This is a genomic window from Sphingomonas sp. MA1305, assembly GCF_016107325.1.
In the GTDB taxonomy this organism is placed as follows: Bacteria; Pseudomonadota; Alphaproteobacteria; order Sphingomonadales; family Sphingomonadaceae; genus Sphingomonas.
The window spans coordinates 462,552-483,636 of record NZ_RCVT01000003.1; the positions used below are offsets into that span (position 1 = coordinate 462,552).

A 21,085-nucleotide genomic window follows, 5' to 3' on the forward strand; every position below is an offset into this window, starting at 1 on the left:
GGGCATCTCCATCGAGGCGGGTGGCACTGGGACGCGGGCTCAGCGCAGGGACGGCCGAATTGATCCATGATGGCGCGCGATTGCCCTGAGAGGCCAGCACACGGGCTCGCCTAATCCGGTATACTCGTCTAGCGCTCGGGCATAATCGCTAGCAGGGACAGGGATATGGTCAGCGTACCGCCATTGGTTGCCGGAATCGAGCTGGGGGGTACCAAGATCGTCTGCCTGCTCGCGCGCGGTCCGGATGCCATCGAGGGTCGGGTCCAGCTGCCGACCGAACGCCCCGACGAGACGCTGGCGGCTGTTGAGCGTGTGCTCGACGGCTGGGGCCGTTTCGACGCGCTCGGCATCGCCAGCTTCGGCCCCGTTTCGATCAACCGCGACGCCGCCGATTATGGCCACATCACCTCGACGCCCAAGCCCCATTGGGCAGGCACCGACGTCGCGGGCCGGCTTGCGCGCCGGTACGACGTTCCGACCGGCTTCCACACCGATGTCGTCGGGGCGGCGCTGGCGGAGGCGAAATGGGGCGCCGCCAAGGGTTTGCGCGACGTGGCCTATGCCACGGTCGGCACCGGTATCGGCGTGGGCCTGATCGCCGGCGGCAGACCCGTCGATGGGCTGACCCATTCCGAATTCGGCCACATCCGGCCTGCCCGGCTCGAGGGCGACGATTGGCTCGGCCTCTGTCCGTTCCACGGCAGCTGTCTGGAAGGGCTGGCTGCCGGCCCGGCAATCGGCGCCCGCGCCGGCTGCAAGGGTGAGGATATCGCTGCCGACGATCCCGTGTGGGAGCCCGTCGCGCATGTCCTGGGTCAGCTCTGCCACACGCTGGTCCTGACCGGCGTGCCGCGTCGGATCGTCATGGGCGGCGGCGTCATGGTCGGCAATGATCATCTCTTCCCACGCGTCCGGGCCGCCATGGTCAAGAGCCTGGCCGGCTATATCGCGCTGCCCGAAATTGCCGAGGAATCGTTCATCGTGCCGCCCGCGCTCGGCAGCAACGCCGGGCCGCTCGGCGCGATCGTGCTCGGCACCCAGGCGCTGGAGAACCGGCTGAAGGCGTTTACAGCCTTTTAACCGTGTCCGCTTACCTCCTCGGTTGACCGATCGAGGGAATGCGCCTGATATGACTGCCTTGCCACCGCGGAACCTGCGCCAGCGGCTGCTGATCGTCGACGACGAACCGGCGATGCATGAAAGCTACGCGCGCAGCTTCGCCAAGGCAGACGGTGCCGCCGCACTCGGTTCGATGGCGGCGGAGCTGTTCGGGGACGCAGCGGACGCCGTCGCGGACGACACGCCCGATTTCGATCTGACCTATCATCATCAAGGCCTCGACGCGGTCGCCGCGGTGGAAGCCGCGCTGGCGGCGGGCGATCCCTACGCCGTCGCCTTCATCGACGTGCGCATGCCGCCGGGGATCGACGGCCGCGAAACCGCGCGGCGGATTCGCGCCCTTGATCCGGATATCAATCTCGTCATCGTGACCGGCTTCTCGGACTTTTCGCCGATCGAGATCAGCAAGGTCGCCGGCCCCGCCGACAAGATCTTCTATATCGCTAAGCCCTTTGAGGTCGCGGAGGTCGTACAGACCGCGACCGCGCTCGCCCGCCGCTGGGAGGTCGACCGCGAGCTCGCCGCCGCGCGCGCGCTGCTCGCGCGACAGGTCGTCCAGCTCGAAGAGCAGAGCGCGGAACTCGCCGCCAATGAAAGCCGTGCGATCCATATCGCGACGCACGATTCGCTGACCGACGCACCGAACCGGCTCGCATTCCTGCGCGCGCTCGCCGACCGGGCCAAGCGCGATGGCCTGTTCGCCACCGCGATGCTCGACCTCGACCGATTCAAATTGGTCAACGACACGCTCGGCCATCTCGCCGGCGACGCCCTGATCCGCGAGATCTGCACGATACTTCATACCAACGCGCCGGAGGGCGCGATTGTCGCGCGGCTTGGCGGAGATGAATTCGGCGTGCTGTTCGACACGCCCGGGGTCGAGGCGGCGATCATGGCCTGCGACCGGATCGTCGTCGCCTGTTCGGGGACGCATCAGGTGTTCGGCAATTCGGTGCAGAGCGGCGCGTCCGCCGGTATCGTCGTCGTCGAGGGCGCCGGCTGTGATCCGATCGACGCGCTACGCCGCGCTGATCTGGCGCTGAACGATGCGAAGCGTAGTGGCCGCGGCGTCACGCGCCTGTTCGACGAGAGCATGGACGAGGGCATCCGCTTCCGTCGACGGGTCGAGGCCGGTCTTGGCCAGGCGATCGCGCGAGAGGAGCTCAGTCTCGCCTATCAGCCGATCGTCAGCCGCGACGCGCTGGAGGTGCTCGGCTTCGAGGCGCTCGTGCGCTGGAATACGGCCGAATATGGCCCGATCAGCCCCGCGATCTTCATCCCGATCGCCGAGGAATCCAATGTCATCCACGAATTGGGCGACTGGATACTCGATCAGGCACTGGAGATGCTGAAGCGTTTCCCCGGTCAGTACGTCTCCGTCAATTTCTCGCCGCGCCAGTTCCGCCGTCACAATTTCGTCGGGCACATCATGGAAAGCGTCGAGCGCGCCGGGGTCGTGCCCAGTCGCGTCCAGATTGAGATCACCGAAACCGCGATCTTCGACGATGCCGAACGGGCGGCGGAAACGCTGTACAGGCTGCGTCAAATGGGCTTCCGCATCGCGCTCGACGATTTCGGGACGGGCTATTCCAGCCTCTACAACATCCGCAAGTTCGCGCTGGATAGCCTGAAGATTGACCGCAGCTTCATCGACGGCATGGGCCGCGAGCGCGAAAGCGCCGCGATCGTCCACTCGATCATCCACCTGGGCCGTGCGCTCGGCCTTGAGGTGATCGCCGAGGGGGTCGAGACGGAGGCGCAGGTTCAAGCGCTGCGCATCGCCGGCGCCAGCCATCTGCAGGGCTATTTCTTCTCGCGGCCGGTATCCGCCGAGCAGGCGCTCGCGCTGGCCGAGCTGCGCTATCTGGGTGGCCAGGCCGCGGCCGACGAGCCGAGTTTCGGAACCCACGGCTGATGCGCATGCTGCGCGGGCGGTACGACTTCGGCCCTGCGTCCCTGGGCGGCAAGCTGGTGTTGATCCTGACGGTCGTCGGCCTCGCCGGCGCCCTTGGCATCACGCTGCTGCTCGCCGGGATCATCACGCCGAGCTTCAACAGTCTGGAGACCAGGGCGGTCGACGGTCACGTCGAGCGCACGCGCGCCGCGCTGGGCGACTACGCCAGCAAGGTCGAGAATGCGGTCCGCGACTATGGTGACTGGACCCAGAGCTACGATTACATGGCGCAGCCGAGCACTGCGTTCGAGCGCGACAGCTTCTCGCCGCTGGCGATGAACAATCTCGGTGTGCAGGGCATGGCCTATGTCGGCCTCGACGGACGCATCCAGATCGCACGTTGGCTCGACCAGGGCAGCGGGCACGAACGGCCCGACCTGCGCGCGGCGATGATCGCGATGATCCGGCGCAGCGATCTGGCGCGCGTCGTCGACAAGGGCAATTCTGGGCATTTCTATGCGCGGCTGGGGCCGGTCGTCGCCGCGGTCGGCGTGGCGCAGGTCCGCCGATCCGACGGCACCGGCACCCCGCGCGGCTATGTGCTGATGGCGCGCCAGATCACCTCTGGTCAGATCGCCGATCAGTTGCGCCTCGACGCCCATATCGACCTGTCGCCGCACGGCGATCATGAGATCGCGACGCCGGGACCGACGACGGTGCAGATTTCGGTGCCGATGCGCGGCGCCGACGGTCATGCGGTGGCGACCACGCGCTTCCGGGTGGTGCGCGACGTCTCGCTGCTGGGCCGGCGCATGCTGCTGCTCGCCGTCGCGGGATCGACGCTGCTCCTCCTCATCGTCCTGCTGGTGCTGCGCCGCGCCTTGGCCCGGCTGGTCCTCGCGCCGCTGCTGCGCGTCGAACGGCATATGCAGCGGGTGCGGGCCTCCGGATCGATGGCGCTGTTCGAGGATGATGGCCGCCGCGACGAGTTCGGGTCGCTCGGCCGCAGCCTCAATGCGATGCTGTCGCAGCTCAAGGCGATGCGCGAGCAGATCGAGGTGCAGAGCTTCGCGCTGGGCCGGTCGGAGAGCGCCGTCGCCGTGATGCACAACGTCCGCAACGCGCTGAACCCGATCAGCACGATCCTCAGTCAAGGGATCGCCCAGGCGCCGCCGATCGACCGGTCGATGGTCGAGCGTGCATTGGGAGAGCTCGCCCGCGACGACCTGCCGGCGGCGCGGCGGGAGAAGCTGGTCGCGTTCGTCACCGCGGCCTTCGCGGCGGAGGGCGGCGCGCGCGACACGATGCGCGGCGAACTGCAGGTCGGTCGCGAAGCGATGGCGCATGTTCTGGAGATTATCGGCCAGCAACAGAAGCAGGCGCACGAGCGCCCGACGCTCGAAATCTGCGACCTGAGCGAGATCGTCGCCCGCAACGCCACGATCGCCCGCTACGCACAGGGCGCGTCGATCGCCTTCAGCTTCCCCGCGGAGCCACATTATGCACTCGCCAACCGCGTCATCCTCAGCCAGGTGATCGGAAACCTGCTCGGCAATGCCGCCGAGGCGATCGCGGCGAGCGGGTGTGAAAGCGGCTCGATCAATGTCACGATCGTAGAAGGGCAGGCTGGTGTCGTTCTTGCTATTCGCGACGACGGCGAGGGGTTCGATGCGGAAACCGGTGCGACGCTGTTCCAGCGTGGTTTCTCGACGCGCGCGCACAAGTCGGGGGGGCTAGGCCTCCATTGGTGCGCCAATTCGATGACCGCCATGGAAGGCGCGCTGCGCCTCGAAAGCGAGGGCAGGGGGCGTGGCGCCGCTGCCATCCTCACCCTCAAGGCCGCTCCCAGTACTCCCATCGCCGCCGCGGCCTGATAGGCCCTGGGCCTAGGCCGCGCGCTCGCGTCCCGGTTCGACCGTCTCGACCAGATAGGGCGCCACGACGCCGCGCAGGCGGTACCAGATTTGCCGTTCCACCGGCAGCGTCGCAAAGGCGCCGATCGTTCCGCGACACGTCGCCGTTCCGCAGCGACACTCCATCGACCAATCGGGGTCGTCGAGCGTCGTCGAATAATCCCAGCAGATCTCTTCGTTCGGCGCGATTGGCGTCAGCGCGACGAGGACGACGCCTTCGCGTTCGAAGCGCAATCCGGCGTTGGGCGCGCAGCTGTGATTGATAAGATCGTCAATCCGTCCGGATGGCCCCATGTACCGGTCACGCGCGATCTGCAGGAACCGGTCGCGTGCGCCGTTCAACGCGCGTGGTACCCGCGACGCGGCGACGCGACGGCCGGAGAAGCGGGTCAGTTCCTCGCCCTCGGCAAAGGCGCGGGCGGCGAAAACCGCCTTGCCGAGGTGGGTCGTGCCGATCGTGAACGGGTTGGCCGGCACATAGGCATCGAGCAATTTCTGTCCGCGGGAGCGCACGCTGAGTGCCTGCCGCGGATCGATCGTATCGAGGCCGACCATCACCCACACGCTGGCATGGCAGGTCAATTCTACCAGGATATAGGCATAGCCGCCGATGCCGAGGCCATGGGTGCGCACCGCGACGACCAGCGTCGCCAAATCGCCCAGCGTCCACAATCCCCAAGCGGGTGACCGTTCCCGCGCGCGGTCCTCCACCACGCTTGCCCAGGTCGGCCAGAAGCCGAGCGGCACTGCCGCGACGACCAGCATGTGGGCCCAGAACGTCTCTTGCAGCGGCAGCCACAACACGACGGCAGCCAGGCTTGCCGCCATACAAATCGCCTCGGTCGGCGAGGGACGGGTCCAGCGCGACCGTTGCCACATGGCCAAGGTGATGATGATGCAGGCGACCGCCGAAAAGATGAAGACCAGCCCCTGCGGCTTGCCCGGGTTGACCGCGAGATAGGTCGCCGCCTCGACACCCGTCGCCACCGCCCAGATCAGCCACGAGGCGCGGCTCGGCTCGACCAGATGGCGTCGCAGCCCGGCAAGGTAGAGGCAATACCCGGCCAGGCTCAGCACCATCGCGACGATGAACCACGGCTCGACTGTCATCCCCCACCTTCAACGAATGAAGGTTGCGTAAACGAACGCGGTGAATCCGTCGAGTGGCGTCAGAGCGGCAGGCTGGCCTGTCGCGGTTCGGTCTCCGCGTCGCGGTCGCCGCCGCGCAGGATGCCGGACAGCGTCAGGCCCAGCAGCCGGATTCCCTCCGCGACCGGCAGTTGCGCGTCGAGCAACTCGCCCCCGATCGCCAGGAATGCCGCCCTGTCGCGCACCGGCTGGTTGAGCGAACGGGCGCGCGTGATGGTGTGGAAATCCGCCCGGCGCAGCTTCAGCGTGACGGTTCGGCCCTGCGCCCCGGATTTGGCGACCCGCGCCCATGCGGCGTCGGCGATGTGCGACAGTTGCGCGTGCAAGGCGTCGCGGTCGGTCAGGTTGGTATCGAACGTGCGCTCCGCCCCGATCGACTTGGACGGACGGTTGGATCGCACCGGCCGCTCGTCGACGCCGCGCGCCGCGCGGTACAGATAGTCGGCGTAGGAGCCGAAATGCGCCTGCAGGAACGCCAGCGGCCGATCGCGCAGATCGGCACCGGTGACGATGCCCAGCCGCTCCATCTTCTGCGCGGTGACCGGGCCGACGCCGTGGAAGCGCTTGACTGGCAATCCCGCGACGAACGCCGCACCCTTATGCGGCGGGATGACGCACAAGCCGTCGGGCTTGTTCTGATCGGATGCGAGCTTAGCGATGAACTTGTTGTAGCTGACCCCGGCCGAGGCCGTCAGCCCGGTGTCGGCGCGGATGCGGGCACGAATCTCCTCGGCAACCGCGCGCGCCGAGCCGCGGCCCAGCCGATCGTCGGTGACGTCGAGATAGGCCTCGTCCAGCGACAGCGGCTCGATCAGATCGGTATAGTCGGCGAAAATCGCCCGGATCTGCAACGATACCGCGCGATAGACCTCGAAGCGGGGCTTCACGAAGACGAGATCGGGGCAGCGTCGCACCGCGGTTGCCGACGGCATTGCCGATCGCACCCCGAACACCCGCGCTTCGTAACTTGCCGCGGCGACCACCCCCCGCGCCCGCGATCCGCCGACCGCAACCGGCCGGCCACGCAGGTCCGGGTCATCGCGCTGCTCCACCGATGCATAGAAGGCATCCATGTCGACGTGGATGATCTTGCGCTGAATCGGCGGCGGGGCGGCATCGTCGGCCATGATCCCGTTTCGTTCCAATCGCGCGGCAGATCAAGGCGGCGGCCGTCCTGACGTGCTAAATTCCTGCCATGACGGACAATTGCACAGCGCCGGGGCGCACGGCCCTGATCATCATCGACATGGTCAACGCACTCGCCTTCGAGGGAGGGGAGGCGTTGCGCGACACTGGCGAGGCGGCGGTTCGCCCGATCCTCGCCCTTCGCGATGCGGCGGACGCGGCGGGGGTGCCGGTCATCTACGTCAACGACAACAACGGCCAATGGCATTCGGAGCGTGATCGGCTGATCGAGGCGGCGCTGGCGCAGACCGACGCGCCCGGCCGCCATCTGACCGAGGCGCTTCGTCCGCGGCGCGACGACTATTTCATCATCAAGCCGCAATTTTCGGGCTTCTACGCCACCAATCTTCCGGTTCTGCTGCCGCAGCTGGGGGTCAGTCGCCTGGTGCTGACCGGCATCGCCGCGGACATCTGCGTCCTGTTCACCGCGGCCGACGCGCACATGCGCGACTATGCATTGTGGGTGCCGGGCGATGCGGTCGCGGGTGAGGATGCCGAGCGGACGCGCTGGGCGCTGGAGATCATGCACAATGCCATGCAGGCGGATGTCCGTCCGACGGACGAAGTCTCGCTCGACGACTGGATCGCCGCCGGTGCGGCGGACGATCCATCGGCGATGTCATAAAAATGGTCGGGAAGAGAGGATTCGAACCTCCGGCCCCTGCCTCCCGAAGACAGTGCTCTACCAGGCTGAGCTACTCCCCGACGGAGCCCGGTCGTCAGCTTTCGGGAGCCGACCGGATCGCTTGGAGGCGCGCCTATACGCAGGCTTTTTTGGGGATGCAAGCGCCGAAGATAGGCTCTTGCGAAATCCCACCCGCCGCCTAGGCATCGACGGTGTGAACCCGGTCGAACTCTGTGCCGCTGCACTGGTCGTGATCAATGTCGTGCTGGTCGCGCGGCGCAGCGTCTGGAACTATCCGGTCGCGCTGGCCGCGGTCGCCATCTACGGCTGGGTGTTCGCTGGCGCACGTCTCTACAGCGACGCGCTATTGCAAGGGTTCTTCTTCGCCGCCAACCTCTACGGCTGGCGCAATTGGGCCCGCAGCCGCGCGACTGCGGGCGAGGTGATGGTCGAGCGCCTATCGGACGGTGCGCGGACCGGCTGGGTCCTGGCGGGCCTGGTCGCCACCCTGTTATGGGGGACGCTGATGCACCGCTTTACCGACGCCTCCTATCCATGGTGGGACGCGGGGCTGGCGATCACGTCGGTGATCGCGCAATGGCTGCAGGCCCGGCGCGCGATCGAAAGCTGGTGGCTGTGGATCGCGGTCGATTGCGGCTCGATGCCGCTCTATCTCGCTAAGGGGCTATGGGTCACCGCCGCCCTGTACGCGCTGCTGCTGGCGATCGCCGCCGCCGGCCTGATCGAGTGGAGCCGGGCGCGCGGTCGGCAACATATGGTTCCGGCATGAAGCCGCGGTCGATCTGCCTGCACGGGCCGGAGAGCACCGGTAAATCGACACTCGGCGCCCGTCTGGCGCGGCATTTCGACACGCCGCTCGTCGACGAGTTCGGCCGGACCTATTGCGAGAGGTTCGGCACCGACCTGACGATGGCCGATCTGGTCGAGATCGGTAAGGGCCATGATGCCAAGGTCCGCGCCGCGCTCGCCGGGCGCAACTTTCCGGTCATCGTCGATACCGACCCGCTGATGACCGCGGTCTGGGCGGACATGATGTTCGGCCGGCGCGATCCCTGGTTCTCGACCTGGAACAACACCGCCGACATCTATCTGCTATTCGACATCGACCTGCCCTGGGTCGACGACGGCACCCGCATGTTCGGCACCGCCGCCGAGCGCCAGCGGTTCTTCGACCTGTCGCGCCGCGAGCTCGACCGGCGGCGCGTGCGCTGGGCGATGGTCAGCGGGGAGGGGAGCCGGCGGTACCTCAACGCGCTGGAGGCGATCCGCCGGCTGTCCGAAGGCGAGGACGGGCCCGACGTGCCCGTCAGTGGACGATGAGCACGGGCACGCCCTGATCGGGCTGCGGCGTCGGCGCGAGCTTGGTGTTAAGCACCCAGCCGACATTGTCGTTCTCGTCGGCGACCTCCCACCACAGCCCGTCCTTGTTGCCGGTTGGATAGACGATCGCCCCCTGCGGCAGAGTGCGCAGCGTCTTGGCGCTGGCGGAGGCGCTGGCATGGAGCGTCAGCGGCGCCTGCACGGTGAAGGTCTTCGCCGGTGCGGCCTGGGCAGTGCCGGCATCGCCCGGCTTGATCAGGCCGAGGCTGGTGACGAGCTTGCCATAGGCCTGAATGAAGGAGAGGGTGATGACCCGGCCGATGTCGGTATTGTCGTAGCCGCCGCCGATGCCGCCCGCGAGGCCGGCGAAGCCGGAGGCGCCGAACGACAGGTCCTTCTTGGCGGCATAGCCCTCTTCGGTCGCCAGCGTCTCCGTGGTGCGGACGTTGGTCAGCGAGAGGACGGTGTTCGCCTCCAGCTTCTTGCTCTTGATGCCACCGAGCAGGCCGCCGATCGTCCCGCCGAGCACCGCGCCGACGCCACCGGCGACGGCATTGCCGCTGACATTGGCATTGGCGTCCTGCACCTCAGCGACCAGTACGTAATCGGCCGCCTTGATCTGGCCCTGACCGGTGTTCGAGCCGCGTTGCAGGCCGAGGTCGGTGCCGATCGACCGCTCGCGCTGGGCGGCGCTGAGGCCGCTGCCGCGATCGACGAGGTTGAAGCAGCCCGACCGCTGGACGAGGACCTTGAGCAGCTTGGAGGGGGGCGCCAAGCTCCACTTGGTTCAGGTCGGATCGTCGCCGTCGACGATCGACAGGGTGCCGAGCTTGCGGGTGCAATGCGGCACGTCGCGGGCGGTCTGTTCCTGCAGGCGCTGGCCGCTCGACGGCTTGGCGAGCTTCTGCGCCGCGACCGGCGCGGCCAGGGTGAGCGCCGTGCCGGCGAGCAGCGCCAGTGCGGCGCGCGCGGACTGCAATTGGGTCATCGTCGTCTCCTTCCTCCCGATCGGCGCGCCCCCCGCGCCATTGGTCGATTATCGACATATAGATCGGAAGGAGACACTTTCGTGACGGCGGGGACGGCTGGCGCTCGGCGGGCGAGTGCGCTAGGTCGCGCCGATCATGGCAACCCCGCTCAAGTCCATCCGAAACTTCTCGATCATCGCGCATATCGACCATGGCAAGTCGACGCTGGCCGACCGGCTGATACAAAGGACAGGAGGGCTGTCCGATCGCGAAATGTCGAGCCAGGTCCTCGACAATATGGACATCGAGAAGGAGCGCGGCATCACGATCAAGGCGCAGACCGTGCGCCTGTCGTACACCGCCAAGGATGGCGAGACGTATACGCTCAACCTGATGGACACGCCGGGCCACGTCGACTTCGCCTATGAGGTCAGCCGCAGCCTCGCTGCCTGCGAGGGCGCGCTGCTGGTCGTCGACGCGGCGCAGGGCGTCGAGGCGCAGACGCTCGCCAACGTCTATCAGTCGATCGAGCACGACCATGAGATCGTGCCGGTCATCAACAAGATCGACCTGCCCGCCGCCGAGCCGGAGATGGTCCGCAAGGAGATCGAGGATGTGATCGGCCTCGACGCGTCCGAGGCGGTGCTGGCCAGCGCCAAGTCGGGGACCGGCATCGACGAGATCCTGGAGGCGATCGTCACCAAGATCCCGGCGCCCAAGGGCGATCCGGACGCGCCGCTGAAGGCGATGCTGGTCGACAGCTGGTACGACCCCTATCTCGGCGTCGTCATCCTGGTGCGTGTGATGGACGGCGTGCTGAAGAAGGGGCAGCAGGTCACCTTCATGCAGGCCGGCACGCAGCATCTGGTCGATCGCGTCGGCTGTTTCCGGCCGAAGATCGAGCAGCTGACCGACCTTGGGCCGGGCGAGATCGGCTTCATCACCGCGCAGATCAAGGACGTCGCGCAGGCGCGCGTCGGCGACACGCTGACCGATGCCAAGAAGCCCGCGGCCGAGGCGCTGGCCGGGTTCAAGGAAGTGCAACCGGTCGTGTTCTGCGGGCTTTTTCCCGTCGATGCCAATGACTTCGAGAAGCTTCGTGAGAGCATTTCGAAGCTGCGCCTGAACGATGCCAGCTTCTCGTTCGAGATGGAAACCTCCGCCGCATTGGGCTTCGGCTTCCGTTGCGGCTTCCTGGGGCTGTTGCATCTCGAGATCATCCAGGAGCGGCTGACCCGCGAATACGACCTCGACCTGATCACCACTGCGCCGTCGGTGGTCTATCAGATCGAGCTGACCCACGGCGGCGGCCATATCGAGCTGCACAACCCGGCCGACATGCCCGATCCCAACAAGATCGAGAGCATCAGCGAGCCGTGGATCGAGGCGACGATCTACGTGCCCGACGAATATCTCGGCTCGATCCTGAAGCTGTGCCAGGACCGGCGCGGCATCCAGAAGAACCTGACCTATGTCGGCGGCCGGGCGCAGGCGACCTACGAATTGCCGCTCAACGAGGTGGTGTTCGACTTCTACGACCGGTTGAAGTCGCTGTCGAAGGGCTATGCCAGCTTCGACTATCACCAGATCGGCTATCGCGAGGGCGACCTCGTCAAGATGAGCATCTTGGTCAACGAGGAGCCGGTCGACGCGCTGAGCATGATCGTCCACCGCGGCACCGCCGAGGTGCGCGGTCGCGGCATGTGCGAGCGCCTGAAGGAATTGATCCCCAGGCACCTGTTCAAGATCCCGATCCAGGCGGCGATCGGCGGCAAGGTGATCGCGCGCGAGACGATCAGCGCAATGCGCAAGGACGTCACCGCCAAATGCTACGGCGGCGATGCAACACGTAAGCGCAAGCTGCTGGAAAAGCAGAAGAAGGGTAAGCTGAAGATGCGTGAATACGGCAGCGTCAGCATCCCGCAGGAAGCCTTTATCGCCGCGCTCCGCATGGGCGACGAAGGGTAGGGATAACGTCGCCCCGCTTGCGGGAAATCCCGGCGCGCGTTCCCCCTGCTAGTGGGCGGGGGGGGACGCAGGCGTTGGGGAGGGACGTGGGCGCTGCGTTGCGCAGAGAGCCCCCTCCGTCAGCGCATTTGCGCTGCCACCTCCCCGCAGGCGGGGAGGAGTTTGAGTGAGACGGCAATCCTCCCCGCTTGCGGGGAGGGGGACCGCCGCAGGCGGTGGAGGGGACCATCCGCAAGCATGACGCTGCGGGACCAGCCCCATCCGTCAGCGTTGAAGCGCTGCCTGCTCTTCGGGAGCGGGAGACATGCGGCTCCCGCTACCGCTCACATATAGTTCTGCGGGTCCGGGCTCGGCATATTGCAGGCGCGGGTGTGGCCGCGCTTGCAGGCGGCGACCTGTGCGCGCCAGTCGGCCATCGCCATCGCATAGGCCCGCTCGCGATCGGCCTGCAATGCGGCATCGGCCGCCGCGATCCGGCGGTTCATCCGCATCGACGCGCGATAGCGGCGCAGATCGGCCTGATATTCTGCGCTGTTCGCCAGGTTCACCGCGGTGGCGGCGTCCGCCTGCACCTGGGCCTGGACGGCGGATTGCTGGTTGGCGGCGGCAACCCCCGGGGCGGTCTGCGCGGCGATGGCATTGCTGCGCGCCGAATTGCTGTCGTGACCGGGGTCGTAGGGCAGCGGCGTGCTCGGCTGATCGGCTGGGTTGGCGGTCTGCGTCTGGGCGGCGACGGGGGCGGCCACCAGCAGCGCGCCTAGGATGAGCGGACGGAACATGGGCGAATACTCCTCGCTATGATGCGCGGGAGAATGAGTGGAAGCGGGAGTGGTTCCGATCCGGGGTGAACCGAGGCGTTTAGAACCGGGCTGCGGCAAGCACGCGGTAATTGGATCGCTGCATCGTCACGCGGACGCCATGGCCATCCTCCTTTCGCGTAATCCGCGCGATCAACCGCTTCCCCTCAGCGCGCGCACCGAAAGTAAAGCCCGTCGCGGTCGTACAATTGATCGCGAACACCCGGTTCGCAATCGGCCGTGCGACGCTGATCGCCCGGAGCGATTCGGCTTCGGTGATGCGCGGTTCCGCCGCTTCCCTTGCGGAAGGACCGGCTAAAGCGACCATCGCCGCAACCCATGCCAGCATCAGCAATCCTCCGCGCCGAGTGAAATCTTCGAATGCTATATAGTCCGCGTCAGGGCGTTCGGCTTTAAGCGAGCCGGCGTTTTCCAGCCGAAGGTCGTGACGGTCGACGGCACACCTGGGTCCGTGGCGATGGGATTATTCACGGGACGGTGGAGCTGTCCCGGCAACGCGGACGCGCCGCGACCGTGCTCGCGCATGCTGTCCGATCCTCAGCTCGGGCGTGGTGCTCGTTTGCGGGGGCGGGAGGGCGAGACGGAGGCCGCGGCGGCATCGGCCCGCTGCAATGCCGCATCGTCGCCAAGCAACTGCCATTCCGGTTCGCCGGGAACGAACGGCGGGGGACCGTCCTCGACGCCGCCTTCCATCTCGCCGATCAGGGTCTCGCCGACGTCGCCGGTGGACACATAGGGCACGTCCGTATCCTCCTCCGGCAGCGTCTCGCTCACCCGGCGGGCATTGTCGGCGAGGACGGCGAGGATCGCCTGTTGCGCAGCGGCATCGAGCGGGATGCCGGAAAAGGCGGCGAGCGCCTCGCTTTGCGCGTCGGCCAGTTCGGCCGCGCTGGGCGTGGCGGTAACGCTGGCCTCGGCGGCGGCGGCGGCGCTGCTATCGGCGGCCGACGCGCTGGCCTTGGCGCTGATGTGGCGGATCAGGTGGCGTGGTTCGGCGGCACTGGCGCCGTAGTGGCGCAGCACGAACATCAGCAGCCGGTCGTTCTTGCGGCGGCGATAGCCCATCAGCCGGCCGCCCGCGAAGACGGGTTCGAGCTGACCGTTGATCGCACGATCGAACGCCTCGTCCTTCAATCGCTGGACGCCCAGGCCGAGCGCGGCCTCCCAGGCGGCGCGGAACGGCGCGGCCCCCGGATGGCGGCGCAGCGCATAGGCGCTCTCCGGCGACATGTTGACCATGTTGGCGGCGGTGCGGACCGACCCCGTATCAGCCAGCGCCTCGATGAAGGCGCGCTGGCGCTCGGCGGTCCAGCCGTCATGGCGCGGTATCGCGCGCGGCACGGGGGTGAAGGGAAGAGCATGGCGCTCGGCGGGCGGGGTGGGGGTGCGGTTCTTCATGATGAACATGAAGTACCAAATCGGTTCGTTGTAGGACAGCGCCAATCAGGGCGCGTAGCGCTTGCCCAGCCGGTGGCAGGGAAAATGCCCTTTGATCCGTTCGTTGAAGAAACTTCCGGCGGAGGGCGCTTTCGCCAGCGCGTCATAGATGGCGCGCGGGACCTGCTCGTAGAGATATTCGCGGCGGTTGCGGAAGCGAATCGCCAGCGTGTCCGCCTCGTCGTCGTGGCGAATCCGCTCGATCAGCGCCGAATCGAGGCGACGGGCACGTTCCATGCCCGCGGAATTGACGAGCGACTCACCGGTTCCCGGTGAGTCGCTCAATTGAATCGGGGGTGCGGCGAACCGATCAGCCGTTGCGCTTGGGGCGGAAGGGCTTGGCCGTATGCCGTGCCGCGCCGCCATGGCCGCGGGCCGGACCGTTGCCGCCGCTGCGCGGTGGGCGGGCGGCATTGTCGCCGCGGCGCTGCGTCGCTTCGCGCGGATTGCCGCTGAAGGGCGCGATCGTCAGGCTGCCCTCGTCGCTGTCCGGATTGGCGGTGCGTCGGACGCTGGCGAGGAAGCGATCGGCGACGCCGCGCGGCAGCTCGAACAGCGTGTCGTTCGGATTGATGCGGATCGCGCCGATTTCCGCCTTGGTGACATGGCCGCGGCGGCAGATCAGCGGCAGCAGCCAGCGCGGATCGGCATTCTGGCGGCGGCCGATGTCCATGCGGAACCAGACGGTGTCCTCGAAGCCGGGGCGGGGGCCACGGTCGCGCGCGGTCTGCGGCGCGGTGTCGGCGTCGAGCAGCTCCTCGGCCTGGGGCAGGCTGGCGCGGTGGGCGTGAACCAGCGCGGCGGCGATATCCTCCGGCGACTTCTCGGCGATCAGGCGCTGGGCCAGCTCGCGATCCTCGTCGTCGACCTCGACCGGGGCGAGCAGGGCGGTGAGCAGCCGCTCGCGGTCGGCGGACCGGATGTCGGCGGCGCTGGGCGCCGGGATCCATTCGACCGGGATCCGCGCCTGCCGCAACATCATGTCGACACGTCGACGGCGCGGATAGGGGACGATGAGCACGGCCGTGCCCTTCTTGCCGGCGCGGCCGGTGCGGCCCGACCGGTGCTGCAACGTCTCGGCGTCGCGCGGCAGTTCGACATGGACGACGAGCGTCAGGCTGGGCAGATCGATGCCGCGCGCGGCGACGTCGGTGGCGACGCAGACGCGGGCGCGCCGATCGCGCAACGCCTGCAGCGCAGCGTTGCGTTCGGACTGCGAATGCTCGCCCGACAGCGCGACGGCGGCGAAGCCGCGCTCGAGCAGACTGGCGTGGAGGTGGCGGACGTTGTCGCGCGTCGCGCAGAACAGGATCGCCGTCTCCGCCTCGTGGTAGCGGAGCAGGTTGATCACCGCATGCTCGATGTCGGCGGGTGCGACGGTGACTGCCTGATAGGCGATGTCGCCATGGCCGCGCTCTTCCGACGCGGTCTCGATGCGCAGCGCGTCATGCTGATAGCGGCGGGCGAGCGCGACGATCGGCTTGGGCATCGTCGCAGAGAAGAGCAACGTGCGGCGAGTGTCGGGCGTGCCGTCGAGGATCTGCTCCAGATCCTCGCGGAAGCCCATGTCGAGCATCTCGTCCGCCTCGTCCAAAACGACCGCGTGCAGCGACGACAGGTCGAGCGCGCCGCGCTCCAGGTGATCGCGGAGACGGCCGGGGGTGCCGACGACGATATGCGCGCCGTGGTTGAGGTTGCGGCGTTCCTTGGACGGATCCATGCCGCCGACGCAGGTCGCGATGCGGGCATGCGCGCCGGCGTACAGCCACTGCAATTCCCGACTGACCTGCAGCGCGAGCTCGCGCGTCGGCGCGATGGCGAGCGCGAGCGGCGCGCCGGCCGGGGGCAGGTCACCGTCGGCGAGCAATTCGCCGGCAAAGGCGAGGCCGAAGGCGACGGTCTTGCCCGAGCCGGTCTGCGCCGAGACGATCAGGTCGCGGCCCGCCGCTTCCGGCTGGATGACGGCGGCCTGGACCGCCGTGGGGGCTTCGTAACCGCGCGCGACGAGCGCCTCGGCGAGCACCGGGGGGAGGGAGGAAAAGGGCATGAGGGTAACCTAAATGGGGGCGCGCGCCTTAGCGGCAAGTGCGCGGGAAGGAAAGGGACGGGTGTTTGCGCGCGGCAATATCCCGGCAATGTGGCGGTGGCAGGGCGGCGACATGACGCCATCCCCGCCTCCTTTTGAACGGCTGATCCGCGAGGCGGAGGCCGCGCGCGACCAGGCTGGTTCCGAACCGCTGGCGCGAGCCTTCGCACAACTTGCCGCCGCTTATGCGCTGGCCGCGGGCGAAGGCACGCGCCCGTCGCGGTCGCCGACGCGGCCTTAGCGTGTCGCGGCCTTGCGCTACAGTTGTTGGGCCGCCGCCCAGCCGCTCGCCCAGGCCCATTGGAAATTGTAGCCGCCGAGCCAGCCGGTGACGTCGACCGCCTCGCCGATCGCATGCAGGCCGGGCACGCGCCGCGCCTCCAGCGTTTGCGACGACAGATCGGCGGTGCTGATCCCGCCGACCGTCACCTCCGCCTTCGCGAAACCTTCGGTCCCGTCGGGATGGAAGGCCCAGGCGGCGAGGCGGCGCTCCGCCTCTTCCAGCCTGCGGTCGGGCGTGTTGGCGAGCTCCGCCGGCAGCGCCAGGCGTTCGGCGAGCGTCTCGGCGAGCCGGTCCGGCAGGGCGATGGCGAGCTGCCGGCGCACGGTGGTGCGCGGCTGCGCGCGCTTGGCGTCCCGCAACCAGCCGCGGTCGGCGTCAGGCAGGAAATCGATGTGGATCGGCTCGCGCGATCGCCAATAGCTCGACGCCTGCAGGATCGCCGGGCCGGACAGGCCGCGGTGGGTGAACAGCGCCGCCTCGCGGAACGCGGCGCGGCCGGTCTCGACGACGACCTCTGCCGCGACTCCCGAGAGACTGCGGAACAGCGCCTCGTCCGCGCCGAGCGTCAACGGCACGAGCGCGGGGCGGGGCTCGACCACCTTCAGCCCGAACCGACGGGCGAGGTCATAGGCGAAGCCGGTCGCACCGAGCTTCGGGATCGACGGCCCGCCGGTGGCGATGACGAGCCGCGGCGCGCCGACGGTGCGCGCGGGCAGCGAGACGCGAAACGCGCTGCCGTCGTGATCCACCGCGGCGATCGGGCTGGACAGCGCCAGCTCGACGCCGCCGATCTCGCATTCGCCGGCCAGCATCGCGACGATCTGCCGCGCCGAGCCGTCGCAGAACAGCTGGCCCAGCGTCTTTTCGTGCCAGGCGATGCCGTGGCGTTCGACCAGGGACAGGAAGTCGGCGGGCGTGTAGCGGCCGAGCGCCGATTTGGCGAAATGCGGATTGGCCGACAGGAAGCGGTCCGGCGCGGTGCCGATGTTGGTGAAGTTGCAGCGGCCGCCGCCGGAGATCAGGATCTTCTTGCCCGGCGCATCGGCATGGTCGACCAGCAGCACCCGTCGGCCGCGCTGGCCGGCGGTGGCGGCGCACATCAGCCCGGCGGCGCCGGCGCCGAGGATGATCGCGTCATAGAGGTCGTGGGCCATGGCGCGGGCGCCTAGCCGATACGCGGCCGCCGCGACAGGGGCGATGGTCCGAGGCAGCGGCGGGTTGGGCGAGCCGCTGCCCTTGCCGATCGCATCGGAAATCGCGAAGGCGGAGGGATCTGGGAGGATGATGTGATGCGGCTGAGATCGTTGCTGTTCGTACCGGGCGATCGGCCCGAGCGATTCGCCAAGGCGGCGGCGAGCAAAGCCGATGCGATCATCCTCGACCTCGAGGATTCGGTCGTCGCGGCGGCCAAGCCGGCGGCGCGCCAGGCGGTGGCGCGCTATCTGGCGTCGCCCGCGGACGGCGTCCTACGCTTCGTGCGGATCAACCCGCCGACGGAAGGGCTGCTCGATGCCGATCTGGCGGTGGCGCGGGCGGCGGACGGCGTGATGCTGCCCAAGGCGGAAGGCGCGGCCGATGTCGCGCGGCTTGCCGCGGCCCTGGCACCGCGGCCACTGCCGATCCTGCCGGTGGCGACCGAGACTCCGACGGCGGTGTTCGCCCTCGGCGGCTATCGTGCGGTGGCGGATAAGCTCGCTGGGCTGACCTGGGGCGCGGAGGATCTGCCCGCGGCGATCGGCGCAGCCAGCGCGCGCGAGGCGGACGGACGTTATACCGCGCCCTATGAGATGGTGCGATCGCTGGCGCTGTTTGGCGCCCATGCCGCCGGCGTCGCGGCGATCGAGACGGTGTATCCGGCGATCCGCGACGAGGCGGGACTGGCCGCCTATGCGGCGCGCGGCGCGCGTGACGGTTTCACCGGCATGATGGCGATCCACCCGGCGCAGGTTGCGACGATCAATGCCGCCTTTACGCCCTCGGCCGAGCAGCTTGCCGCAGCCCGCGCGATCGTCGAGGCCTTCGCCACCAATCCGGGGGCGGGGGCGCTGCAGGTCGACGGGCGCATGGTCGATGCGCCGCATCTGAAACAGGCGCAGGCGCTGCTGGCGCGGGCAGGTTAGCAGGGGCGGCCGGTCATACGACCGCCCCATGAGCCGCTTAGCGGCAGCGGACGTTGCCGCGATCGACCGAACGGCCGAGCAGCGCGCCGCCACCAGCGCCGAGCAGCGTGCCGAGCGTACCGCCACCGACGAGATTGCCGAGAACGCCGCCGCCGACCGCGCCGACCACCAGGCCCGTCGTGCCGTCATTGCGGCGGCAATAGGTGCGCCCGTCCTGGCCACGATAAATACGGTCGTTGCGGCCGAGGCGACGCTCGCGGTAATTGCCGTTGCGATAGTGATCGGCGGGGTTCCAGTCGCCGTCGCGATCGCCGTTCCAGCTGTAATCGCGATCGTCGTGGCGCTGCGCCTGCGCGCTGTCGATCGTCACCGGGGCCGTCAGCGTCACCACCGCCAGCGCGGCAAGCAGACCATTCTTCATCGCGCGTCTCCTAATAAGGCGTTGGCACAACCGGTTGCGGCCGAGTTGGTTGCGGAGGCGAATGGGAGGCAAAGTGGCGCGGGTCGTTCAGCGCGTCTTGACGAGCCAGGGTTTGACCCGGCCGCTGGGGTGCGGCGTGCCGCTCAGCCGCTCGACGCGCGTCACCGTCACCGGCTTCAGCAGCAGCTGCCCACCCATGCCGCCGCCGGTCGGCAGTGCCAGGATGCGACGGACCACCGGCATGCCAGCGACGACATGGCCAAAGGCGGCATAACCGGGCGAGGTGGCGGTCGCATCCATGCTCGGCATGGCGCCGACGGTGATGAAGAAATTGCCGCCGGCAGAGCTGGGATCGCCCCGTCGCGCCATCGAGATCGTGCCGTCGACGTGGCGCAACCCGGTCTGGCGCGTGGTTTCGAGCGGGAAGGGCGGCAGGATGCGGCGCGCATCGGTGCGAATGCCGCCCTGGACGAACCCGTAATTCGGGGCGAGCCGGCTGCGCGCACTGCGGTAGAAACTGGCACCGTTGAACCGGCCGTCGTCGACATAGGCGAGGAAGTTCGCCACCGTCGCCGGCGCGCGCTTCGCCTCCAGCAGCAAGGTGATCGGGCCAAGCGAGGTGACGATGCGAACACGCACCTGGGCCGGCTCACGCGCAGCGGGAGCGCGGGCCAACAACGGCGCCGTTATGGTTGCGGTGGCGAGGATCGCGGTGGCGAGAAAGGCGGGTCGGGTCATGGATGCCGGCTAGGCGGGGAAGCCGGCACAGTGCAAGCGCGACGCCAATCCCTATCGATTGCGTGGAACAAATGCACGATTGCATTTTTCGCACTTGATCGTATACGTGCTGCGGTGCACAAGGATCGGGCCTTTCAGGCATCCTCTCCTAAAAACTTCATGGCCGGTCGTTGACCGGCCTTTTTTTTGCGCTTACGCCCTCCCAGCCCAGGCCGCACCGTCTATAAAAGATAAACGGAGCGGATGTCGCCGGTCAGACCGGCACGCGGTACGGTTAGGGCGCGGGGGATGATGCGCCGACGGACGCTGCTCTCCCCCGCCTTCTTCTCCATCGTTGCGACTCGCGGACGCCCACCTGGTGGGCGTTCGTCATCGGTCACACTCGAGATAACGACCGACGCGCAGGATATGCACGCCGCTGCCGATCCATTTACCGATACCGGGCTCGGCATGGCTCGGTGATGGCACCGGCAGCGAGGCGAGGTACGATTGACCCGCATAATCGCGCGGCACGATCGACCCGATACCGACTGGCCATTCGCGACCGCTGCGCCGACGCCTTCTCGTCGGCATCACGCCCCGGTCGTACGGCGCCGCCGCGAGCTGCCGATACGCTCGCTCTTAACGGCGGCGCGACACGGATCGAGTGCCAAGGTCGTAAACAGGGTCCGTGAGCCTAGGTGGAGCGAAGCGCATCCCCAAACCCCTCATGCGGGGGCAGGGGGTCTTCTCCATGACCTGACGGTGCCGTCTCAGCAGTCCGAAAGGTGCAACCGAATGGAGAAGGCGGCGTTGTGGGATGAGGTCGTCGACGAACGGCCCCGCCAGGGCCCATGCGCGGCCCGCCAGGCAACTTTTTTGGCCGGCTGCCAAAAAAGTGCAATTTTCCTGTTGACCGTTCGGAGCGACCCTCCTAGATGGGTGTCACCGCAGCGGTGGCCGACACGGTCATCGAGGCAGTCACAAAAAATCTGGCGCGCTGACCGCCCCGAGAAAAAGGGGTAAGGGAGCTGTGCCGGT

The 21,085-nt window shown here is 68.0% G+C and carries 21 protein-coding genes and 1 tRNA gene; 8 read left to right on the forward strand and 14 right to left on the reverse strand.

Features of this window, described 5'->3' with window-relative positions; genetic code table 11:
• Positions 1-165 precede the first annotated feature (165 nt).
• The 3 genes from D9601_RS15150 to D9601_RS15160 are packed head-to-tail and all read left to right on the forward strand — an operon-like array spanning position 166 to position 4,887.
• Complete coding sequence (locus D9601_RS15150; RefSeq protein ID WP_198354859.1) at positions 166-1,080, forward strand: ROK family protein; 915 nt, start codon at positions 166-168, stop codon at positions 1,078-1,080.
• A 49-nt stretch (positions 1,081-1,129) separates the two neighbouring features.
• Positions 1,130-3,034, forward strand: coding sequence for an EAL domain-containing response regulator (locus D9601_RS15155; protein WP_198354860.1), 1,905 nt, complete (start codon positions 1,130-1,132; stop codon positions 3,032-3,034).
• On the forward strand, positions 3,034-4,887 hold the full coding sequence (locus D9601_RS15160; protein ID WP_198354861.1) for a sensor histidine kinase: 1,854 nt from the start codon (positions 3,034-3,036) through the stop codon (positions 4,885-4,887). The genes D9601_RS15155 and D9601_RS15160 overlap by 1 nt, the downstream gene beginning before the upstream one ends.
• Positions 4,888-4,899: 12 nt before the next feature.
• Here the strand turns inward: D9601_RS15160 and D9601_RS15165 are convergent, their stop codons facing one another.
• Positions 4,900-6,036: an SET domain-containing protein gene (locus D9601_RS15165; RefSeq protein ID WP_198354862.1), complete on the reverse strand. Its 1,137-nt coding sequence runs from the start codon at positions 6,034-6,036 to the stop codon at positions 4,900-4,902.
• A 59-nt stretch (positions 6,037-6,095) separates the two neighbouring features.
• Complete coding sequence (gene dinB / locus D9601_RS15170; RefSeq protein ID WP_198354863.1) at positions 6,096-7,202, reverse strand: DNA polymerase IV; 1,107 nt, start codon at positions 7,200-7,202, stop codon at positions 6,096-6,098.
• A 68-nt stretch (positions 7,203-7,270) separates the two neighbouring features.
• Here dinB and D9601_RS15175 point away from each other — a divergent pair, with 68 nt between their 5' ends.
• Complete coding sequence (locus tag D9601_RS15175) at positions 7,271-7,885, forward strand: isochorismatase family cysteine hydrolase (RefSeq protein ID WP_198354864.1); 615 nt, start codon at positions 7,271-7,273, stop codon at positions 7,883-7,885.
• Between the two features lie 3 nt (positions 7,886-7,888).
• Here the strand turns inward: D9601_RS15175 and D9601_RS15180 are convergent.
• A tRNA-Pro gene (locus D9601_RS15180) sits at positions 7,889-7,965 on the reverse strand.
• A gap of 134 nt (positions 7,966-8,099) precedes the next feature.
• Here D9601_RS15180 and pnuC point away from each other — a divergent pair.
• Together pnuC and D9601_RS15190 are read left to right on the forward strand one after the other, a co-directional pair.
• Positions 8,100-8,675: a nicotinamide riboside transporter PnuC gene (gene pnuC / locus D9601_RS15185; protein ID WP_198354865.1), complete on the forward strand. Its 576-nt coding sequence runs from the start codon at positions 8,100-8,102 to the stop codon at positions 8,673-8,675.
• Entirely contained in the window at positions 8,672-9,226 is a 555-nt protein-coding gene (locus D9601_RS15190) for an AAA family ATPase (protein ID WP_198354866.1), read from the forward strand. The genes pnuC and D9601_RS15190 overlap by 4 nt, the downstream gene beginning before the upstream one ends.
• Here D9601_RS15190 and D9601_RS15195 read toward each other — a convergent pair.
• Together D9601_RS15195 and D9601_RS19875 are read right to left on the reverse strand one after the other, a co-directional pair.
• Complete coding sequence (locus D9601_RS15195) at positions 9,213-10,001, reverse strand: SH3 domain-containing protein (protein ID WP_232474239.1); 789 nt, start codon at positions 9,999-10,001, stop codon at positions 9,213-9,215. The genes D9601_RS15190 and D9601_RS15195 overlap by 14 nt on opposite strands.
• 12 nt (positions 10,002-10,013) lie before the next feature.
• Positions 10,014-10,214 carry a hypothetical protein gene (locus D9601_RS19875; RefSeq protein ID WP_232474240.1) on the reverse strand — a complete coding sequence of 67 codons (201 nt, stop codon included), beginning with the start codon at positions 10,212-10,214 and terminating at the stop codon, positions 10,014-10,016.
• Between the two features lie 136 nt (positions 10,215-10,350).
• On the opposite strand from D9601_RS19875, the gene lepA reads away from it, so the two are divergent.
• Entirely contained in the window at positions 10,351-12,162 is a 1,812-nt protein-coding gene (gene lepA, locus D9601_RS15200; protein ID WP_198354867.1) for a translation elongation factor 4, read from the forward strand.
• A 323-nt stretch (positions 12,163-12,485) separates the two neighbouring features.
• On the opposite strand, the gene D9601_RS15205 is transcribed toward lepA, so the two are convergent.
• The 6 genes from D9601_RS15205 to D9601_RS15230 all read right to left on the reverse strand — a co-directional run bounded on the left by D9601_RS15205 (position 12,486) and on the right by D9601_RS15230 (position 17,940).
• The gene (locus D9601_RS15205; RefSeq protein WP_232474241.1) at positions 12,486-12,941 is read right to left on the reverse strand and encodes a hypothetical protein; all 456 of its coding nucleotides are present in this window, start codon (positions 12,939-12,941) and stop codon (positions 12,486-12,488) included.
• A gap of 79 nt (positions 12,942-13,020) precedes the next feature.
• A complete protein-coding gene (locus D9601_RS15210) occupies positions 13,021-13,308 on the reverse strand; it encodes a hypothetical protein (protein WP_198354868.1) in 288 nt (95 codons plus the stop codon).
• Between the two features lie 209 nt (positions 13,309-13,517).
• Complete coding sequence (locus tag D9601_RS15215; protein ID WP_198354869.1) at positions 13,518-14,423, reverse strand: hypothetical protein; 906 nt, start codon at positions 14,421-14,423, stop codon at positions 13,518-13,520.
• Entirely contained in the window at positions 14,424-14,654 is a 231-nt protein-coding gene (locus tag D9601_RS15220) for a KTSC domain-containing protein (protein ID WP_232474242.1), read from the reverse strand.
• A 73-nt stretch (positions 14,655-14,727) separates the two neighbouring features.
• Positions 14,728-16,464, reverse strand: coding sequence for a DEAD/DEAH box helicase (locus D9601_RS15225; protein WP_198354870.1), 1,737 nt, complete (start codon positions 16,462-16,464; stop codon positions 14,728-14,730).
• A gap of 297 nt (positions 16,465-16,761) precedes the next feature.
• Positions 16,762-17,940 carry an NAD(P)/FAD-dependent oxidoreductase gene (locus D9601_RS15230; RefSeq protein ID WP_198354871.1) on the reverse strand — a complete coding sequence of 393 codons (1,179 nt, stop codon included), beginning with the start codon at positions 17,938-17,940 and terminating at the stop codon, positions 16,762-16,764.
• 135 nt (positions 17,941-18,075) lie between these two features.
• On the opposite strand from D9601_RS15230, the gene D9601_RS15235 reads away from it, so the two are divergent.
• Complete coding sequence (locus tag D9601_RS15235) at positions 18,076-18,906, forward strand: HpcH/HpaI aldolase/citrate lyase family protein (RefSeq protein WP_198354872.1); 831 nt, start codon at positions 18,076-18,078, stop codon at positions 18,904-18,906.
• 37 nt (positions 18,907-18,943) lie between these two features.
• Here the strand turns inward: D9601_RS15235 and D9601_RS15240 are convergent, their stop codons facing one another.
• The 3 genes from D9601_RS15240 to D9601_RS15250 all read right to left on the reverse strand — a co-directional run bounded on the left by D9601_RS15240 (position 18,944) and on the right by D9601_RS15250 (position 20,578).
• Positions 18,944-19,327 (reverse strand): glycine zipper 2TM domain-containing protein, encoded by a 384-nt coding sequence (locus D9601_RS15240; RefSeq protein ID WP_198354873.1) that lies wholly within the window; start codon positions 19,325-19,327, stop codon positions 18,944-18,946.
• 87 nt (positions 19,328-19,414) lie between these two features.
• The gene (locus D9601_RS15245; RefSeq protein ID WP_198354874.1) at positions 19,415-20,065 is read right to left on the reverse strand and encodes a peptidylprolyl isomerase; all 651 of its coding nucleotides are present in this window, start codon (positions 20,063-20,065) and stop codon (positions 19,415-19,417) included.
• A 369-nt stretch (positions 20,066-20,434) separates the two neighbouring features.
• Positions 20,435-20,578, reverse strand: coding sequence for a hypothetical protein (locus D9601_RS15250; protein WP_198354875.1), 144 nt, complete (start codon positions 20,576-20,578; stop codon positions 20,435-20,437).
• Positions 20,579-21,085 lie beyond the last annotated feature (507 nt).

Coding starts and splice junctions, on each gene's coding strand:
- D9601_RS19875 (WP_232474240.1), bottom strand. CDS start 10,214: ATGACCCAATTGCAGTCCGCGCGCGCCGCACTGGCGCTGCTCGCCGGC.
- D9601_RS15210 (WP_198354868.1), bottom strand. CDS start 13,308: ATGCTGGCATGGGTTGCGGCGATGGTCGCTTTAGCCGGTCCTTCCGCA.
- D9601_RS15230 (WP_198354871.1), bottom strand. CDS start 17,940: ATGGCCCACGACCTCTATGACGCGATCATCCTCGGCGCCGGCGCCGCC.
- lepA (WP_198354867.1), top strand. CDS start 10,351: ATGGCAACCCCGCTCAAGTCCATCCGAAACTTCTCGATCATCGCGCAT.
- dinB (WP_198354863.1), bottom strand. CDS start 7,202: ATGGCCGACGATGCCGCCCCGCCGCCGATTCAGCGCAAGATCATCCAC.
- D9601_RS15155 (WP_198354860.1), top strand. CDS start 1,130: ATGACTGCCTTGCCACCGCGGAACCTGCGCCAGCGGCTGCTGATCGTC.
- D9601_RS15245 (WP_198354874.1), bottom strand. CDS start 20,065: ATGACCCGACCCGCCTTTCTCGCCACCGCGATCCTCGCCACCGCAACC.
- D9601_RS15190 (WP_198354866.1), top strand. CDS start 8,672: ATGAAGCCGCGGTCGATCTGCCTGCACGGGCCGGAGAGCACCGGTAAA.
- D9601_RS15150 (WP_198354859.1), top strand. CDS start 166: ATGGTCAGCGTACCGCCATTGGTTGCCGGAATCGAGCTGGGGGGTACC.
- D9601_RS15220 (WP_232474242.1), bottom strand. CDS start 14,654: ATGGAACGTGCCCGTCGCCTCGATTCGGCGCTGATCGAGCGGATTCGC.
- D9601_RS15165 (WP_198354862.1), bottom strand. CDS start 6,036: ATGACAGTCGAGCCGTGGTTCATCGTCGCGATGGTGCTGAGCCTGGCC.
- D9601_RS15235 (WP_198354872.1), top strand. CDS start 18,076: ATGCGGCTGAGATCGTTGCTGTTCGTACCGGGCGATCGGCCCGAGCGA.
- D9601_RS15175 (WP_198354864.1), top strand. CDS start 7,271: ATGACGGACAATTGCACAGCGCCGGGGCGCACGGCCCTGATCATCATC.
- D9601_RS15225 (WP_198354870.1), bottom strand. CDS start 16,464: ATGCCCTTTTCCTCCCTCCCCCCGGTGCTCGCCGAGGCGCTCGTCGCG.
- D9601_RS15160 (WP_198354861.1), top strand. CDS start 3,034: ATGCGCATGCTGCGCGGGCGGTACGACTTCGGCCCTGCGTCCCTGGGC.
- D9601_RS15205 (WP_232474241.1), bottom strand. CDS start 12,941: ATGTTCCGTCCGCTCATCCTAGGCGCGCTGCTGGTGGCCGCCCCCGTC.
- D9601_RS15240 (WP_198354873.1), bottom strand. CDS start 19,327: ATGAAGAATGGTCTGCTTGCCGCGCTGGCGGTGGTGACGCTGACGGCC.